At 41.5% G+C, this 18,916-nt stretch carries 16 protein-coding genes; 8 read left to right on the top strand and 8 right to left on the bottom strand.

What is annotated here, in order from left to right; translation table 11 throughout:
• Positions 1-181: 181 nt before the first annotated feature.
• Both metL and metB read right to left on the bottom strand, forming a co-directional pair.
• The gene (gene metL, locus AN389_RS07010; protein WP_055014590.1) at positions 182-2,527 is read right to left on the bottom strand and encodes a bifunctional aspartate kinase/homoserine dehydrogenase II; all 2,346 of its coding nucleotides are present in this window, start codon (positions 2,525-2,527) and stop codon (positions 182-184) included.
• Positions 2,528-2,533: 6 nt separating this feature from the next.
• On the bottom strand, positions 2,534-3,781 hold the full coding sequence (gene metB / locus AN389_RS07015; RefSeq protein ID WP_055014589.1) for a cystathionine gamma-synthase: 1,248 nt from the start codon (positions 3,779-3,781) through the stop codon (positions 2,534-2,536).
• A gap of 268 nt (positions 3,782-4,049) precedes the next feature.
• On the opposite strand from metB, the gene metJ reads away from it, so the two are divergent.
• Complete coding sequence (gene metJ, locus AN389_RS07020) at positions 4,050-4,370, top strand: met regulon transcriptional regulator MetJ (RefSeq protein ID WP_004589341.1); 321 nt, start codon at positions 4,050-4,052, stop codon at positions 4,368-4,370.
• A gap of 61 nt (positions 4,371-4,431) precedes the next feature.
• Here the strand turns inward: metJ and AN389_RS07025 are convergent, their stop codons facing one another.
• The gene (locus tag AN389_RS07025; RefSeq protein WP_029771819.1) at positions 4,432-5,673 is read right to left on the bottom strand and encodes a malic enzyme-like NAD(P)-binding protein; all 1,242 of its coding nucleotides are present in this window, start codon (positions 5,671-5,673) and stop codon (positions 4,432-4,434) included.
• Positions 5,674-6,192: 519 nt separating this feature from the next.
• Positions 6,193-6,408 (bottom strand): 50S ribosomal protein L31, encoded by a 216-nt coding sequence (gene rpmE, locus AN389_RS07030; RefSeq protein ID WP_008115018.1) that lies wholly within the window; start codon positions 6,406-6,408, stop codon positions 6,193-6,195.
• 232 nt (positions 6,409-6,640) lie between these two features.
• Between rpmE and priA the strand changes: the two genes are divergently transcribed.
• From priA to AN389_RS07055, 5 genes are all read left to right on the top strand, one after another.
• Complete coding sequence (gene priA, locus AN389_RS07035) at positions 6,641-8,827, top strand: primosomal protein N' (protein ID WP_055019504.1); 2,187 nt, start codon at positions 6,641-6,643, stop codon at positions 8,825-8,827.
• Positions 8,828-8,838: 11 nt separating this feature from the next.
• The gene (locus AN389_RS07040; RefSeq protein ID WP_055014587.1) at positions 8,839-9,366 is read left to right on the top strand and encodes an SPOR domain-containing protein; all 528 of its coding nucleotides are present in this window, start codon (positions 8,839-8,841) and stop codon (positions 9,364-9,366) included.
• Positions 9,367-9,445: 79 nt separating this feature from the next.
• The gene (gene hslV / locus AN389_RS07045) at positions 9,446-9,964 is read left to right on the top strand and encodes an ATP-dependent protease subunit HslV (RefSeq protein ID WP_004589336.1); all 519 of its coding nucleotides are present in this window, start codon (positions 9,446-9,448) and stop codon (positions 9,962-9,964) included.
• Positions 9,965-9,975: 11 nt separating this feature from the next.
• Complete coding sequence (hslU, locus tag AN389_RS07050; RefSeq protein WP_055014586.1) at positions 9,976-11,304, top strand: HslU--HslV peptidase ATPase subunit; 1,329 nt, start codon at positions 9,976-9,978, stop codon at positions 11,302-11,304.
• 62 nt (positions 11,305-11,366) lie between these two features.
• Positions 11,367-11,741 (top strand): gamma-butyrobetaine hydroxylase-like domain-containing protein, encoded by a 375-nt coding sequence (locus tag AN389_RS07055; protein ID WP_055019505.1) that lies wholly within the window; start codon positions 11,367-11,369, stop codon positions 11,739-11,741.
• A 31-nt stretch (positions 11,742-11,772) separates the two neighbouring features.
• On the opposite strand, the gene AN389_RS07060 is transcribed toward AN389_RS07055, so the two are convergent.
• The 3 genes from AN389_RS07060 to AN389_RS07070 all read right to left on the bottom strand — a co-directional run bounded on the left by AN389_RS07060 (position 11,773) and on the right by AN389_RS07070 (position 15,315).
• Positions 11,773-13,653, bottom strand: a complete 1,881-nt coding sequence (locus tag AN389_RS07060; protein WP_055019506.1) for a methyl-accepting chemotaxis protein — start codon at positions 13,651-13,653, stop codon at positions 11,773-11,775.
• Between the two features lie 88 nt (positions 13,654-13,741).
• Entirely contained in the window at positions 13,742-14,779 is a 1,038-nt protein-coding gene (locus AN389_RS07065) for an MJ1255/VC2487 family glycosyltransferase (protein ID WP_055017782.1), read from the bottom strand.
• On the bottom strand, positions 14,776-15,315 hold the full coding sequence (locus AN389_RS07070; RefSeq protein WP_055014582.1) for a phosphatase PAP2 family protein: 540 nt from the start codon (positions 15,313-15,315) through the stop codon (positions 14,776-14,778). Before AN389_RS07070 ends, AN389_RS07065 begins: the two co-directional genes overlap by 4 nt.
• 202 nt (positions 15,316-15,517) lie before the next feature.
• Here AN389_RS07070 and rraA point away from each other — a divergent pair, with 202 nt between their 5' ends.
• Entirely contained in the window at positions 15,518-16,015 is a 498-nt protein-coding gene (gene rraA, locus AN389_RS07075) for a ribonuclease E activity regulator RraA (RefSeq protein WP_004589330.1), read from the top strand.
• Between the two features lie 75 nt (positions 16,016-16,090).
• A complete protein-coding gene (locus AN389_RS07080; protein WP_055019507.1) occupies positions 16,091-17,146 on the top strand; it encodes a formimidoylglutamase in 1,056 nt (351 codons plus the stop codon).
• A gap of 89 nt (positions 17,147-17,235) precedes the next feature.
• On the opposite strand, the gene AN389_RS07085 is transcribed toward AN389_RS07080, so the two are convergent.
• Entirely contained in the window at positions 17,236-18,900 is a 1,665-nt protein-coding gene (locus AN389_RS07085; protein WP_055014646.1) for a GGDEF domain-containing phosphodiesterase, read from the bottom strand.
• Positions 18,901-18,916 lie beyond the last annotated feature (16 nt).

Consider the following 18,916-nt stretch of genomic DNA (forward strand, 5'->3'; position numbering starts at 1 on the left):
GTGATCTATTTTGAGGATGGATAAACGTGTTGATAGCAAGGCAAAAAATTCGCTATTTAGTTGTTCTAAATGAGAACTTTTTTAACGCAGATAGCGACACGTTTAGCCCCTGAAAATGATTAAGTGTTATTGCGGATTGGTATAGCACACGCTGCCGTTTTACTATTAATATTTGGCCCCGCTATTTTAGGTTTTTAACTAACCAAAATAAATCAGAGTGCACTCCCGCGGCGGTCACTTCTTTGCCTGCCCCAGGGCCTTGTATTACTAAGGCGTTTTCGTTATACCACTGGCTATTAATAACAAAGATATTATCGCCAGGTGTTAAGTTAGCTAAGGCATCCCCTTTAGGCGCGTAAGTTATACCTACCTTCGCCGTTACTTTTCCCGGCTCTAATGCCAATAAGCCTGTATACCTAAGTACAGCATTTTGCGTATTTGCCGCATCGCCATGGTGCTTAATAAAGGCATTTAACTTATCTTTATTCGCTAAAAAATCATCCCATGAGCCTTGGGCTAACTCATCAGGCATCAATGCTTGTAAGCTTATATCATCTAAATCTAATTCAATGCCAAGCTCGCGCGCAAGTATCAGTAATTTACGTTGCATATCGCGACCTGATAAATCCTCGCGCGGATCAGGCTCTGTAAAGCCCATTTTTTGCGCTTCAAGAACAAGATCAGAAAATGCCACACTGCCATCGTACTTACTGCACAACCACGAGAGTGTGCCCGAGAAAACACCTTCAATCCGCGTAATTTTATCGCCACTATTTTGTAAATCGGCCAATGCAAAGTTAATTGGTAGCCCAGCCCCTACACTGGTGTTATAGCGCCAATGCAAGTTACGCTCGCTAATACTTTGGCGCAGCGCGTTATACCAATTTGTTGCAGCCGTGCCCGCGTACTTGTTAGCACTTATTAAATGACAGTCTCGCTCTACAAAGTCGGTGTATAATTGGCTAAATTGCTCGCTTGCCGTTATATCAACAACAACTTTGTGCTCGTAATCAAGTTCGTTTAATGCACTTAATAAATCCGTCTGCTCATAAGCAACGGCATTATGCTGCCATTGTTTTTTCCATTGCCCAAGCGTAATACCCGAGGCATTAAATAGCATATGTTGCGAGCGAATTAACCCAACTAGCTTAATACTATAATCGCCCGACAAACGCTTAAATTGAGCTTCTAGCTGGCTTAAAAATTCATCGCCTACATTACCTAAACCAGCCACAACTAGGGCAATCTCTTGGCCTTTATTAATTAATTTTTCGTGCAATAAACTAAGTACATCGCTTTCTATTAACTGATCAGTTAACAGCAATGTATAGCCTGTATCTTGATGAATAAAACGAGGGTGAATACTTTGCTGATTTAAAACCTCAGCCGCTAATGTACTTAGGGTGTAAACATCTTGCGTAGGTGCAACAACCGCGCAGCCATTTAAATTAGACTCGCTTATGTTTGCTCGCCCAGCAAAATAACTCACTACTTGATGCGTTGCTCCCGCGGGCACAACTAAGTATGTATCGCCGTTGTGTATAAAATGATGAAGGCTGTGTTGAATAAGTTGGCTAACATGCGCCACTTCACCCGCGTTAATACCTTCTACAAGTAGTAAATCAACGTTTTGTAATGTAGTAATGAAACGTTTTTGCTTAGCTTTGCCTTGTTTTACAATATTGGTAGGGGCAGTTTGCACATCAAAACTGCTACGCACAGCCAGTTTAATATTACTATGTTTTAAAGGCGAAAGCGTTTTTGCATGTAACACAGGGTTACCCAACCGAGCTAATAGGTTAGCTTGTTCACGGCACACCTTGTTGTACTTAATCGCCTTTTCAACTTTACGGGGATCTGCACTAAACACGCCAGGTGTATCAGTCCAAATACATACATTGTGTGCGTCGCAATAATTGGCTAATAAAGTGGCGCTGTAGTCACTGCCATTACGCCCAAGCGTAACTGTTTCGCCATCAGCACTTGCTGCGATAAACCCTGTTACTACATTAATTTTATTTTCATCAATAACTTGGCTGCATTGCTGCTTGTTTTGCGCATGCAAAAGCTCCCCGCTTGTTACACTAAACAGCGCTCTAGCATCATGAGCACACGCTTGAATGTTTAATTGCGTTAAATAGGCCGCCAATAACCGCGCAGACCACAGTTCGCCATGCGCCAGTAGCGCCGCCTCTTGCAACTGCTGCTCATTGGCTTGCTCTGCCACATCACTTAGCTCTTGCGCTAACACAGCTAAAGCTGCGTGTTTAGCATCGGCTTTTAATAACGCTTCAATTAATGCTGTTTGGTGGTTACTCAATTGCAGTAAAATATCAGCAACGGCTTGCTTATCTTGTTGTTGATAACTTTGCCACAGCGAAACCAAGGTATCAGTGGTTTTACCCGCAGCAGATACAACCACGCAGTCGCCTGGCTGTGTGTGAGCAATAATAATTTTTGCCACGCTCTGATAGCGCTCGCTCGAACTTAAGCTCGAACCACCAAATTTATGTACACTATTTACCATACTCAATCACCACAAAGCTGGATGGGCAGCCTGCTGCTTTACATCACCATTGGCATTGCCTGCGGCTTTACCAACGCGCCCTACATTTTTATTTTGTCCAGGTTTAACTAAGTTAAAAACACGCTCAAAATCAGCTAATAGATCTTCTACATCTTCAATACCGACCGAAATACGAATTAACGTATCGCCCACTCCCGCTTCTAGACGCGCTTTTGGCTCCATACCTGCGTGAGTCATGGTCGCAGGGTGACAAATTAAACTCTCAACCCCACCTAGCGATTCAGCTAAGCTAAACTCTTTAAGGCTTGTTAAAAACGCCGCAGCATCATCCACATCCCCCTTAATATCAAAGCTAACCATGCCACCAAAGCCAAGTTGTTGGGCTTTAGCAAGCGTATGTTGAGGGTGCGATTCAAGGCCAGGGTAGTAAACTTGGCTAACATACTCAGAGCTTTCAAGGTATTTAGCAATCGCCAGAGCATTTTCTTGGTGCTGCCTTAAGCGCACATTTAAAGTACGTAAACCACGTAACGTTAAATAGCTATCAAATGGAGCGCCGGTAATGCCAATGTTATTGGCCCACCAAGCAAGCTCATCACCAAGCTCTTGTGTTGCAGCAACAACTGCACCGCCTACAACATCAGAATGGCCGTTGATATATTTAGTGGTTGAGTGCACCACAATATCTACGCCAAACTTAATTGGGTTTTGTAATGCCGGTGATAAAAAGGTGTTATCGGCAGCCACTAATGCACCGCACTGTTTTGCTATATCCGTCACGGCTTTAATATCCGTTAGGCGCAGCACAGGGTTACTGGGTGTTTCTATCCAAATTAATTTAGGTTTGATGGTTAAAATTTGTTCTAGGCTTTCTGGTTTAGTTAAATCAAGTACTTTAAGTTTAAGCAAGCCGCGCTTTTCTAACGACGTAAATAAACGGTAGCTGCCGCCATAACAATCGTGAGGGATAACCAAGGTATCATCGTTATTTAATAACTGTGTGGCTAAATGCACAGCAGCCATGCCCGTAGCAGTAATAATGCCCCGCGCGCCACCTTCAAGCTCTGCTAGCGTTTCTGCTAAAATATCGCGATTAGGATTGCCACTGCGCCCATAGTCATATGCGCGCTTAGTATCAAAATCGGCAAACGAATACGTCGTCGATAAATAAATTGGCGGTACAACGGCGCCATGATGTTTATCGGCATCAACCCCATTTCGTACAGCAATGGTTGCTTTGTTTTTTTCGCTCATATTCGTCACCTGATTAATTTGGATGTTTAGACGTCTAAAAGAGTAAGTTATCCATTATAATAAGTCAAAGATTTTAAAGCTCTAGATGGCTAAAAATAATATACGTGTAAAGCCCTCATAAATCTTTATTTGCCGTTACAACCAGCTTATTAAGATAGATTGCTATCTATTATTTGACTATCTTTTTTAAAACGATAGAATTTCACGCATATTTACACGCTTTTTACGCCGTGTGAGAAATTAATAATCTGAGGCAACGATACATCTTATGGCTAAATGGAATGGTGAGTATATTCACCCATACGCAGAACACGGGAAAAAATCAGAGCAAGTTAAAAAGATCACCGTTTCGATCCCGCTAAATGTATTAAAAGTATTAACTGATGAGCGTACACGTCGTCAAATAAACAACCTGCGTCATGCAACAAATAGCGAGTTACTATGCGAAGCGTTTTTGCATGCTTTTACAGGCCAACCATTACCTAATGATGATGACCTACGTAAAGACAACGCAGAAAAAGTACCTGAAGAAGTTAAAAAAATAATGCAAGAAATGGGTTTAGAAGTGCCTATTTTAGACGAAGAATAAAACGTCTTTTTAAACAAAAAAACCTCAGCATGCTGAGGTTTTTTTGTTTAAGCGCTATATATTATGCCATGTAATTTTCAGGTAAGTCGATTTGTGCCACGCCCGATTCAACAGCCGCAATCGCAACCGCCTTGGCTATACGTGGTAATAAACGCGGGTCCATCGGCTTAGGAATAATGTAATCTGCACCAAATTCGAGCTTTTCTACACCCGCTGCTTTTAATACTTGCTCAGGCACTGGCTCTTTAGCAATACTACGAATAGCTTCAACAGCAGCTATTTTCATTTCATCGTTAATTGCGCTTGCACGCACATCTAAAGCACCACGGAAAATAAACGGGAAACATAAAACATTATTAACCTGGTTAGGGAAATCAGAACGCCCTGTGGCCATAATTAAGTCTTTACGTGCACTGTGCGCAAGCTCAGGTGCAATTTCAGGATCTGGGTTTGAACATGCAAATACCACTGGCTTATCGGCCATTAACTTTAGGTCTTCAGGTGCTAGCAAATTAGGGCCCGATACACCTACAAACACATCTGCATCAGCAATTACATCTTGCAGCGTGCGCTTATCTGTATTGTTAGCAAAAAGCTGCTTGTATTCATTTAAGTCATCGCGGCGGGTATGAATAACCCCTTTTCGGTCTAGCATATAAATATGTTCGCGCAGTGCTCCACACTTAATTAACAGCTCCATACACGCAACTGCTGCAGCACCGGCACCTAAGCATACAATAATGGCATCTTCTATTGATTTGCCTTGCACTTCTAATGCGTTAAGCATTCCTGCTGCAGTTACAATAGCGGTACCATGTTGGTCATCATGAAAAACCGGAATACTGCAGCGTTCAATAAGCGCTTTTTCAATTTCAAAACACTCTGGCGCTTTAATATCTTCTAAGTTAATACCACCAAACGTGTCGGCAATGTTGGCCACTGTATTTATAAAATCTTCGGTGGTGCGATGCTTAACTTCAATATCAATAGAATCAAGGCCGGCAAAACGCTTAAATAAGAGCGCCTTACCTTCCATAACAGGCTTAGAGGCTAGTGGCCCTAAATTACCTAAACCTAAAATTGCCGTACCATTACTGATAACTGCAACCATATTACCTTTACCGGTGTATTTATACGCATTGGCTGGATCTGCTGCAATTTCTCGCACAGGCTCTGCTACACCAGGGCTATAGGCTAATGCTAAATCTTGCACCGTTTCAGCTGGTTTTGTTAGCTCAATGCTAATTTTGCCTGGAACGGGGTGAGAATGGTAATGTAATGCTTGTTCACGAAAATCTGACATAACGCGATGGTATCCTGCAATTTAAGTTAAGTGAGAGGGAGTATGGGGCTAAGATACTCTTATTAATTTTAAATTCCAAGCAATATCAGGTCTATCCTGTTATATGCTATATCCGTTAATTTTAAGTGATTTATCAGCAACTTCGCTAAAAGTTATCAACATTAAAAAATAAAAATTCATTTAAAAAGTGCTTTTTGAGGTTCATTTTACCTAAACAATATTTTTAGTATTTTGCATGATATTAGTCTATCAAACTGCACCATTATGGCGCGTTAATCACTGTTAAAAACAAATATCGCCACGATTAGCGCTTTTAGCAACTTGGTTAAAAATTAACGTATAAAAAATATAGAGAAGAATTGTCTGTTTGTCTGCAAAGCTTTATGCATATTCAGAATAAGAACAGGAAATAGTTATGCAGTGGGAATATGGTAATAATTGGTAGTTTTCTACCCAAAAAGGTGAATTTTAGACACAAAAAAAGCATCCGAAGATGCTTTTTTTACTAAACAGCAATAATTATTTTTTGCTGCTAAGTGCACCGAAGCGCTTGTTGAAGCGATCAACACGGCCGCCAGTGTCTAAAATCTTTTGCTTACCAGTGTAAAACGGGTGACACGCTGAACATACGTCTAGGTGAATGTCTTTACAAAGAGTAGAACGAGTTTCGAATTTGTTTCCGCATGAACATGTTGCAGAAATTACTTCGTACTTAGGGTGAATACCTTCTTTCATAGGAACCTCTAGTTAAGGCCGCATCGCTCTCCAAACCCGAAGTCTGGCACCATACGTCGTTAAAACAAATTTATAGGCCGCGGATTTTATCCAACTAGCCTGCCCCGCACAAGCTTTAATTACGCTTTTTGTCAAAAAAGTAACCAACTAGCCTTAGAGCGACTATTTGAGTATAGGTTTTTAGCCTTATTTTTAGTACATTAAGCTATTACCCTTTATCACATGAGTTGTTATGCGCTTTGTTGAAGTTGCTATAAAAGTTCCGTTACCACGCACCTTTGATTATAAAATAGATGAACAACTTATCTCGCCCTCAGCGACAATTATGCCAGGGATGCGTGTTTTGGTGCCTTTTGGGAATCAAAAGAAAGTAGCTGTTGTTCTTGCACTTAAAACGCATACCGATGTACCCGAGAACAAAATTAAAGCGATTAGTGAAGTTATTGACCAAACCCCCATTTTATCATCGCAGCATTTAGAACTGCTTAGCTTTACCGCCCGCTATTATTGCTACCCACTCGGTGAAACTATACACATTGCGCTGCCTAGTGCGCTTCGCCAAGGTGAGCACCCTGATAAAACCAGCATAAGTATGGTTAGTCTTACCGAAAAAGGCGCAAAAATACCGTCATTAAAAGCGAAAACCCAATTAAACTTGTTAAAGCAGCTCGCACAATCAGGTAAGTCATCATTAACCGAACTAAAAGCGCTCGGCTTTAGTAAAAAAACAATAGATGCCTTAATAGATAAAGAATTTATAACCCAAAGCATTGAGCACGACAACCAATGGCAAAGCGTTGCGCCCACAGTCGGTACTAAGCCAGTACTGAATAAAGAGCAAGCCGTAGCGTGCACAACAATAAATCAAAGCGTTGGTTTTAATAGCTTTTTATTAGAAGGTGTGACCGGCAGCGGTAAAACCGAAGTATATTTACAATGCTTAGAAGAAGTCCTCAAACGTGGCGAACAAGCCCTAGTACTAGTACCTGAAATAGGGTTGACGCCACAAACCGTCAACCGATTTCGTCGTCGCTTTCCTGATACGCCAATTATGTTATGGCACTCAGCCCTCACCGATAACGAGCGCTTGCAAACATGGCGTTTTTGCGAAAAAGGCAGCTGCGCAATTGTAATAGGTACCCGTTCAAGTATTTTTCTCCCTTTTTTAAAGTTAGGAATGATAGTGGTTGATGAAGAACACGATTCATCATTCAAACAGCAAGATACCTTACGTTACCACGCACGCGACTTAGCAGCTTATCGGGCATTTCAGCATAAAATACCGCTTATTTTAGGCAGTGCCACCCCAGCACTGGAAACACTGCACAAAGCTATAAACAATAAATACCAACTTTTAAGCCTTACAGAGCGCGCGCAAACAGCAACCGATAATAAGTTTATGTTGCTTGATATGAAGGGTCAGCCCGATCAAGCGGGTATTGCTCATGCAAGCCTTGCCACTATGCGCCAACATTTAAACCGCGGTAAGCAAGTTATGGTGTTTTTAAATCGTCGCGGTTTTTCTCCTACGCTTATTTGTCACGAATGTGGGTGGCTAAGTGAGTGCAATCGTTGCAGCACTAGTGCCACCTTTCATAAAGCCATTGGTCAAATGATTTGCCATCACTGTGGTGAGCAGCACCCTGTACCTCATCAATGCCCTGATTGCGGTAGCACGCAAATTTTTCCTAACGGAAAAGGCACAGAGCAAATTGAAGAGTTTTTATCGAGTGAATTTCCCGATACGCCCGTAAGTCGCATCGACCGCGACTCAACCCGCCGTAAAGGAAGCTTAGAAAAAGCCTTAGAGGAAATAAACCAAGGTGGAGCGCGTATTTTAGTGGGCACACAAATGTTAGCTAAAGGTCATCATTTTGCCGATGTTAGCTTAGTGCTTATATTAGATGTAGATAGTGGTTTGTACTCGTGTGACTTTAGAGCTACTGAGCATTTAGCCCAGCTAGTGACTCAAGTTGCTGGGCGCGCGGGTCGCTCGGGGGAGCCTGGGCAAGTATTACTGCAAACGCACTTTCCAGAACACCCTCTTTTACAAGATTTAGTTAATAACGGCTATCAAGACTTTGCCCGTTTTGCTTTAAGTGAGCGAGATGACGCTGATTTACCACCCATCACTAATATGGCTATAGTCAGGGCACAAGGGCACAGTATTAAGCAAGTTGTCGATTTTTTGACGGATTTGGTTCCTGTTAACGGTGTATCTGGTATACAATTGCTCGGTCCAATCCCTGCTCCACTTGAAAGAGTGGCGGGTATGTATCGATTTCAATTACACATTCAAGCGCAAGACCGCAAAGTATTGCATCAGTATCTTGCGCAAATGGTTGACTATTTAAGCACCAGCAAACTCGCACAAAAAGTGCGCTGGAGCCTTGATGTTGACCCTATAGACATGATTTAGGTTAAAGCCAAATGGCACAGCACGATTATATTAATAAAAAACCATCGGGTAGAAAAAACACCAAGCAGACCCCTGCTAAAAAACCATTTCCTATACTTTTAGTTGTTATTACTGTTTTGCTTGTAGGTGGGTTTGCCTACGGCTTATGGTTTATTAAAAATAATGCTGATCCTGAGCTTGTTGAGCAGCAGGCACACCCTAAAACAGCTGAAAAAGTAGAAATAGCTAAACCTCGCGCCCCTAAGTTCATTGAAGAAATTAAAGAGCATGAGATCCAAGTAGAAGTGAGAGAAATTGAGCAAAAAGGCCCCTATGTTATGCAGTGTGGGTCGTTTAGAACACATGAGCAAGCTGAAACCCTTAAAGCTAAAATTGCTTTCGCGGGCTTAATTTCTGAAATTAAAAAAACCACCGGTACTAACGGGGTTTGGTATAAAGTGCGTTTAGGCCCATACAAAACAAAGCGCCAAGCCGAGAGCGACAAAAACAAACTCAAGCGAGTACACGTTGTTAGCTGCGGAATTTGGGGCTGGACTTGAAATTAGTGCATTCACCCATATAACCTCTTCATAATCGTTTTTTACAAGCTGCCCTCGCAGCTTGATGATGAGGAATAACATGACCACTATCGTAAGTGTACGCCGCGACAATAAAGTAGTAATTGGTGGCGACGGCCAAGTATCGCTTGGTAATACCGTAATGAAGGGCAATGCCCGCAAAGTTCGACGCCTTTATAATGGCAAAGTAATTGCTGGTTTTGCCGGCGGTACTGCTGATGCTTTTACCCTTTTCGAACGCTTTGAAAGCAAACTAGAAATGCACCAAGGTAACCTCACTAAAGCCGCTGTAGAAATGGCCAAAGATTGGCGTAGCGACCGAGCTCTGCGCAAGCTTGAGGCGTTGTTGGCAGTTGCAGATGAAACTGCTTCACTAATTATCACAGGTAACGGTGACGTAGTGCAGCCAGAGAACGATTTAATTGCTATTGGTAGCGGTGGTAACTTTGCTCAATCAGCAGCCACTGCCCTATTAGAAAATACCGATTTAAGCGCTCGCGATATCGTAGAAAAAAGCCTGACCATTGCTGGCAATATCTGTGTATTTACCAACAACTTCCAAACAATCGAAGAACTATAATAGGACCCATTATGTCTGCTATGACCCCAAGAGAAATTGTACACGAGTTAGATCAGCATATTATTGGTCAAGCTAAAGCTAAAAAAGCCGTGGCTATTGCCTTGCGTAATCGCTGGCGCAGAATGCAATTAAACGATGACCTACGTAGCGAAGTAACCCCTAAAAACATTTTAATGATTGGTCCAACCGGTGTTGGTAAAACTGAAATTGCCCGCCGTTTAGCTAAACTAGCAAATGCGCCTTTTATTAAAGTAGAGGCGACTAAATTTACTGAAGTAGGTTATGTTGGTAAAGAAGTAGAAACTATCATTCGCGATTTAGTTGATGTATCAATTAAAATGACCCGCGAGCAACAAACTAAAAAGTTTAAACACCGCGCAGAAGAAGCAGCAGAAGAGCGTATTTTAGATGCACTTTTACCACCCGCTAAAGATCAATACGGTGAAACGCAGCGTGATGACAACTCATCGACTCGCCAAACATTCCGTAAAAAATTACGCGAAGGTCAGCTTGATGATAAAGAAATAGAAATAGATTTAGCGCAAGCGCAGCCAAATGTAGAGATTATGGCACCACCTGGTATGGAAGATATGACCAACCAGCTGCAAAGCATGTTCCAAAACATGGGTGGCGACAAACGTACTAAGCGTAAGTTAAAAATTAAAGAAGCCTTCAAACTATTAACTGAAGAAGAAGCCGCTAAGCTCGTTAATCCTGAAGAGTTAAAAGAGCAGGCTATCTTTGCTGTAGAGCAAAACGGTATTGTGTTTATTGATGAAATAGACAAAATCTGTAAGCGTGGCGATTCGTCAGGTCCAGATGTAAGCCGTGAAGGTGTGCAACGCGACTTACTACCACTAATTGAAGGCTCAACTGTAAATACTAAGCACGGTATGGTTAAAACCGATCACATGTTATTTATTGCATCGGGCGCGTTCCAAATGGCTAAGCCATCAGACATGATCCCTGAGTTACAAGGCCGTTTACCTATTCGTGTAGAACTTGAAGCGCTCAGTGCTAATGACTTTAAACGTATTCTTACCGAGCCACATGCTTCACTTACTGAGCAGCAACGTGAGCTACTTAAAACTGAGCAAGTTAACGTTGAGTTTAGTGATGATGCAATAGATCGTATTGCCAAAGCGGCATGGCAAGTTAACGAGAAAACCGAAAATATTGGTGCGCGTCGCTTACATACGGTAATGGAAAAGCTAATGGAAGAAATTTCATACGATGCATCTGAGCAGGCAGGCTCTACCCTTACTATAGATGCCGCCTACGTAGAAAAACACTTAGGTGCACTTGTAGAAGACGAAGACTTAAGCCGCTTTATTTTATAAGGTAGGCAAAAATACTATACTAAAAGCCTCCATATTGGGGGCTTTTTAATGGGACATATAAAATGAAACACGTAACAAAAGTGCATTATCATAGCGTGAGTAAAAACCTAGATGTTTACTTTGATGATGACAGTATGGCTGTATTTAGCTGCGAGTTTTTACGCGTTCACTCCCCCTCTGCCGAAGTGCAAGGACATGGTGCAGAGCCAATGAAGTTGGTACTTAATAAACAACATGTTGGTATAAAAGAGATTGTACCGGTGGGGCATTACGCAATTAGGTTAGACTTTGATGATGGCCACAACAGCGGGCTATTTAGCTGGAGTTACTTTGAAGCACTACAAGCGCAGCAAAAAACCTTGTGGGATAAATACCAAGCGCGCCTTACCGAGCACGAACAAAACAAATATAGCGTACCAATAAAGTTTGTTCCCTAAACCTTATTGGCTTTTTAAACGCTACGCTGTATTACACTTTAAACTTATCAATAGCCGCAAATAATACGCGCGCTTGTTCAGAGACTTCTTCACTGGTTTGCGCATTATTCACTGCATGCTCAGAGGCATCTTGGGCAATGTCTCTAATGCGTACTACATTTTTGTTTACCTCTGATGCCACCTGACTTTGCTCATCAATGGCAACAGCAATTTGCGTGCTCATTTCCATTATGGTTTGCACATCCTCGGTAATAGCGCCGAGTAAATCACCCGCTTTAATAGCTTGTGAAGCACTCTCATCGCCTTGAGAACGACATTGATGCATAATGCTGACGACCTCTTGCGTGCGCTGCTGAAGCGTATTAATAATGCCTTCAATTTCACTGGTAGACTCTTGTGTGCGTTGCGCAAGCGAGCGCACTTCATCTGCCACTACAGCAAATCCTCGCCCTTGCTCACCAGCACGAGCGGCTTCTATCGCGGCATTCAATGCCAGTAAATTGGTTTGCTCTGCAATGCCTCTGATTACATCGAGTACTGAGCCTATGGTTTCACCGTCTTTTTCAAGTTGCGATACCACACTTGATGCATTGCCTAACGACGAAGATAAATCGCGTATGTGCATAACCGTAGAATCTACTTCATTGCGCCCTTGCTGCGCGCTTAGATTGGTTGACTCTGCTTTTTTAGCAGCAGCTTCGGTGTTATGCGAAATATCTTGAATCGTTGCCTGCATTTGCGTAGCCGCAGTGGCCACCATATCCGCTTCGTGTAATTGCTCTTGCATGCCTGAACTTGTTGCAGAGGTGCTTTCAGATAAGTGCTCTGTTGCTACATTTAACGTATTAAGCGCAGTATTAACTTCGTTTATGAGGTTTTTAAAATCGCCTATTAAGCTATTAAAGTCTGAGGTCATGATGGTAACTTCGTCATTACCTGTTTGCTCTATCATTACGCTTAAATCGTTATTGCGGCGTATGTCGTTTATGGTGTGATACACTCGTTCAATAGGTACAATGATTGAATGACTAGTTAAGTACACCAACGCCAACACGGTAACCCCTGAAAGAACAAAAACTATAATGGCTATAAGTTCTGCTTGTTCAACACTTGTTTCAACTTGTGACTTAGTTGACTCAACGATTTCACTTACAACTTTGTCACTTTTTTCTACGTTAATACGCATAACGCCTAGTGCACCTGAGTCTAAATCTAGTCCTAACTCAGTTTGTACTTTAACTAGGTTTTGAAAAGCGACCTGATAAGTATCTATTAACGGGTTTATTTGCGACTTATAACTACTTTGCAAATTAGCTTGCGTAATTTTTTGCTTAAACGTACTGATAAGGTTATTAAAGCGAGTTAAGTATTTTGCATCAAAGCGCAGCATAAAATCTTTCTCAGCACGTCGAAGCTGAAGCATTACTGATAAAAGCTCAAAGTTATCTTGCTCTTTTAATAGTTCTTCAACTTCATGTACTGCATTTCTAAGCTTGCCATATAACCCATCTTTAGGGTTTAAACCTATCTGCTGCTGTAACCTAACAACCTCTGAAAAATTGTTGTTGTAGTTAGTAATAAGCGTATGAAAATGCTCAACTTGCGCTGTGGTAATACCCTGCTTTTGCATTACCTCCTGCAGCTCTTTGATTTTAGTGCTTAGCTGTTTAAAATCCTTATCAAATGATGTAAGTGCTTCCTGCTGTTTGTAAAAAAGAAAGTTTTTTTCATACTTTCTAAGCTCTAGTGCATGTACGTTGAGCTCTTCTGCAAGCTGAATTGTTTTGTTCAGATTAAGTGTTACACGTGACTCATAAATTATCACACACAACAAAATGACCATTGCCAGACCGACTACCACTGCATTAAGTTGTAAACGTCTTTTAATAGTTAAGTTTTGTAAAAAATTCATTGAAAACACCTATATTAAATATGCACTATTAGTGTAGTACGTTATGGCGCTTTTTTTTAAACTTTTTGTTAATTTTATTGTATGTAAGTCATGCCATTAGATTGACACTACCCCATAAATTTTTATGCAATGAGTGAGTGTTATGCCATTGTTTTTTAAGCAACCAGTGCACTAGAGGAGCTGGATCACTGGGAAAGTTGATCTGCTTGTTTTGCGGAGCACTATTCCAGTCATCTAAGGCTTGGGGGTTTAAGTAGTTCATTACATGAGCCATTTTCATCGCCCGTAATGTTTGCGCATTTGCATCTTGTTCAAACTGGCCATCGAGTGGTTTAAGTAATAACTTTTTCCCAAGCTTTAAAGCCTCACTTGCCAGTTCAAAGCCTGCATTACCAATAACACCGCTCGTGTTTGCTAAATCGTTTAAAAACCCCGCCCGTGAAGGAGCGCGTAAATGAATGTGTCCAAGGGATTTATCTTGCGCGTGTGGGTGGTAACAATAAAACTCTTTTTCAGGGAAGTCCTTCAAATAATCAATAATGTTGTCGAGGTTTTCAAAGGGTAAGTATACAAGCACTTTATTCATAACCGCGACTGGGTTGCCATGGTTATGGTTTGCAATAAAGGGCGGTATAATATTATCTGCAAAAGGCTGCCAATGTACGCCTAAATAGGTGTTTGCTGGCGCATAGTGCTTAATAAGAGATTTTCTAAATAAACCTCGACCAAACATAGGCACACTATTAGATAAAAAAGCCGCCTGGTGACTAATACCAACTACAGGTACGCCTGAGCACTTTGCAGCCCAGGCTGAAATAGGCTCAAAGTCATTTAAGACAAAGTCGTATTTTTTTACATCAAATGATTTTATATCGTTAACCAACTCGCAGACACGGGCATTTTTTAATGTTTGATAGCTTTTTACTTGGCCGTTTTTAGTGCTGAACGATAACCCCCGAAACGTTTTGTAATCAGCAAAGTCCTGCATATCAAAGTATTCTTTTTCAGGGCGTCCTGAAAAAACGTAATCAACATTTATACCTAACTCTTTAAAACAACTTGCCATAACACGGGCACGCGTAATGTGGCCATTACCTGTCCCTTGTATGCCGTATAGTATCTTCATACTGGCACCACCAAAGCTAGCGCAAATAAACCACATGAACTGCCAATAACGGCGCCTATTATTATATCTGCTGGAAAATGTACGCCTAATACAACGCGAGAAACCGCCACACCTGAGGCCCAACTAAACCATAGCCATGCATACTCTGCAAAAAAGTGGCCCAATATTACCGCAACTAAAAAAGCAGCCGCACTGTGCCCAGAAGGTAAGCTGAATTTATCACTCGGGACAATATACGCATTGCTCACAAGGCAATCGCAGGGGCGGATACGGGCAAAGCTACGCTTTGCTAAAAAATATATCGGTCTTTCAATTGCAAACCCCAGTAACACCGATATTGGCAATAACTGATGCTGCTCATTGGTACTTAGCCACCAAACTGCGCAACACATAAGTAAATATAAACCACCATTACCACTTTTAGATAAACCAAGCGCAGCCGTTTTTAACCATTTGGGCGAGTTATAATTAAACAAAGTTAAAAACAGTTGTTCATCTATTCGAGCCATTTTTTTAAACACATTGTTGTCATTCATAATTCACCTTCAGCTGCACAATATCTAACCATAATGAAAGCTTAGTGGCAGAAAATAACAATTGAGTGACGCTTTTAAGACACTATTGTTTCCATTTCTAATTTCGTTATTTTTTGAATAAATTTACTGCGATTAAGTCGTTGTTATTGCATATAAGGAGGGTATACTGAGGGTAACTTATGTACCCTTTGAGGATAAAATAATGGATTACAGCACTTCTGACTTATGTGATTTTTTTGCCGATGTGGTTGATGTGCTTGAACCGATGTTCATCAACTTTGGTGGTCGACACACGTTTGGCGGCCGAATTAAAACCGTTAAATGTTTTGAAAATAATGAACTGATCCGTGAAATACTCTCACAAGATGGTACTGATCAAGTACTACTTATCGACGGAGGCGGATCAACACGACGCGCTCTTATCGACATTGAACTTGCAGAGCTTGCGCTTGATAATAACTGGAACGGCATTATTGTATTTGGTGCTGTACGTCATGTAGACGAGCTAGAAGAAATAGATTTAGGTATTCAAGCAATTGCATCAATCCCTGTTGCCGCCGACAGCGAAGGCGCTGGTGAAGATGGCATTGGCGTTAACTTTGCCGGTGTGTCGTTTTTTGATGATGACTTTATCTATGCAGATAGTACTGGCATTGTATTATCAGCCGAAGAACTTGAACTAGAAGTTATCGAAGAATAAAGTAACACGCTGTGCTTGAAAAAGCACAGCTTACTCCACCCCTATTTATTTACTGCTCAATACGGATTCAACACAGTGCACCCTACCTTAAAAGTGTATGATGAAAACGCCGTTAAACCCTATTGCTCCACACGCACTAACGAAACAAAAACCTGGCAGTCTGTTGCTCTATTAGACACCCACGTAAATGTACAACAAGCACTTAATGATGCAGCGCAATTTGGTATTCGCTACGTATTAATTGGTGTATGTGAAGATATAGGCCCTCGCGCTAATTTAGGCCGGGGTGGCTCGCATCAGGCATGGCCCGCTTTTTTACAATACTTTTTAAACCAACCTGTTAACCAGTTTAGTGCAGCACAGCAGGTACTGCTGTTAGGCGAAATTGACGTTGATGATGTAATGGCGCAAGCCCAAGGCTTAAATAACCAGCACACTGAAGAGCTGGCTCAACTACGCAAGTTATGCGCAACAATAGATGAGCGAGTAGAGGCGGTATTAATGCTTATATTTAATTCTGGCCTTGAGCCTATTGTTATTGGCGGCGGACACAATAATAGCTTTGGTATACTCAGTGCTTTAAGCAAGCATATTGGGGCTGCTGTTAACGCTATAAATTTTGACCCCCATGCAGACTTACGCCCTTGCGAAGGCCGTCATAGTGGCAATGGGTTTAGCTATGCTTTGAAAAAAAATGCATTGCAGCAATATCATATTATTGGCCTGCATGAGCAAAAAAATAACCAAGCCATTTTTGATTTGATCACGCAAAATCAATGTCGTTATCACAGCTATCAGGCCATTAATATACGTCGAGAAATATCACTAACTGATGCCGTACAGCACGCCTTAGCAGGGTTTAATAATGCGCCACTGGGTATTGAACTCGACCTAGACAGTATTTCATTTTTACCAGCCAGCGCTTACACATGCTGCGGTTTTAGTGTCAGTGATGCTGAGCACTATGTATATTTAACAGCAAAACACAGCACTGCCCGTTACCTACATTTATGTGAAGCTGCACCGATAAATCACCCTGCAGGGTTAAAAGCCGGTATGCAAAGCTGTGGGCAAATTATTAGTGCGTTAGTAAATGCATACTTACAGGCAAAATTAGTTAGCACGAAATAGTAACATTGAGTACTCTGAGCAATCTCATAAAGCGCGGTGATTAAACGGGCCTATCGAGATGATAAAGCGCCACTTTTAAAAATGATAACTCATTGTGCTTGATGAGCCTGCCACTGCTTCAGCCAACTCATTAAACCAATACTACTCAACGGGTGGCCAAAATAATAACCTTGTGCCGCATGGGCTTTTAAGCTTTTTACAAACTTTAATTGATCTAAGGTTTCAACGCCCTCAAAAATAACCTTGGTATTTTGTTGGTTATGCATTTCAACCATACCGCCAACTAGGCTGCGAATATTATTCTGATTGCTAAAATCGGCGGTTAGCGATGGTGCCACTTTAATGTACTCAACCGCTAAATTTGGCAGCTTAGAAAGCACAATTGGGTTATCGCCTAACCCATCAACACATATTTTTAAACCTAAATTGTTTAATCGCGCAATCATGGCGCGTCCCTTATTATCTAAATCTGTGAATATATGCAGAGGGCATTCAACAATTAAATCCCCATGCTGTAAGTTGTGTTCACTCACCACGCCATCAACAAACTCAATAAACTCTTCGTTAAGCATTTCAGGGCCAAATAAGTTAATGCTCAGTGGTATAGCAATACCCTCAATGCGAAGTGCCATGGCAAGCTCTGCAGCGCGCTCTATAACAAATTTAGCTAGTGGGTAAGCTAAGCCGGCAATACGAATATCATCAATAAATCGGTGGGCAGATAAAATACCTTGCTGGGGATGCTGCCAACGCAGTAGGAGTTCTAAAAATTCAATTTGGCCGTCATCGTTACGAATAATAGGCTGAAAATAAAGCTCAAGTTCGCTTACAAAATCAATATTAGCCAGCTCTTTTAAGCGGGCTTGCTGCTCGAGCTGTTCAACCATCATTTGTTGATGGTACACAACCACTGCTTTTTTAGGCTGTCTATCAAGAGCTAAGTAAGCACACGATACTAAGTTATCAAAGTTAGCATCTTGCTCATCGCAATTAACGTAACTGGCTCTTGCTTTTACCTCTACTGTACAATTAGCAACATTGAACGGCTTGAGTGTTGCGCCAATAATTTGCTCAATAATGTGTTCATGAGTATGTTTATGCGCAGCTAGGCTACAAATAAACGCAAAGTTAAGACCGCCTAAATGCGCCAGCTTCTCATAGCCCCCTAAATCAATCACATCGTCGTTATTTAGTAAGCCTTTTATTCTATTAGCTGATTGTGCCAACAACAAATCACCAAAGTCTCTACCAATATGTTGATTAACTTGCTCAAACCCTTCTAAACGCACAATTACCAGTGCAGCTTCTAGCTGTTTTTCTTTACACCAGCTGTAATAACCTTGACGTAACTGTTGTTTATCAGCAAATGCAGCAAGGGGAGAGTCATCTTGGTACGGTTCAGGCTCGTTGATATTATGCAAATCTTCAACTTTGGGCTCTTCTTCATCGTTCATTAGCCCTACAACCGCCTGCAGGATAATTGCCACCACCACCCAAAATAGAGGCACATTCATGAGTAAATGCGCCGAAAACAACACCACAAATAGCAAGCCAGAAACAGCACTTGTGATAATCATGCTCCAACTATTACGTTCAAATGTCAGCCATAAGTGAAAGCAAAAACCAAAGGCGAGCAATATTGCCAACCAAGCAGCGCCACTGCTTAAAATGGCTAAACCAACAACTGCTGTACATAAATAACTAAATTTAATACTGGTATTCTTAACCGCAACTAACGTAGCCACCATCGCCATTAACAGCGCGCCGCTA

Source organism: Pseudoalteromonas sp. P1-7a, assembly GCF_001401855.1.
Lineage (GTDB): Bacteria > Pseudomonadota > Gammaproteobacteria > Enterobacterales > Alteromonadaceae > Pseudoalteromonas.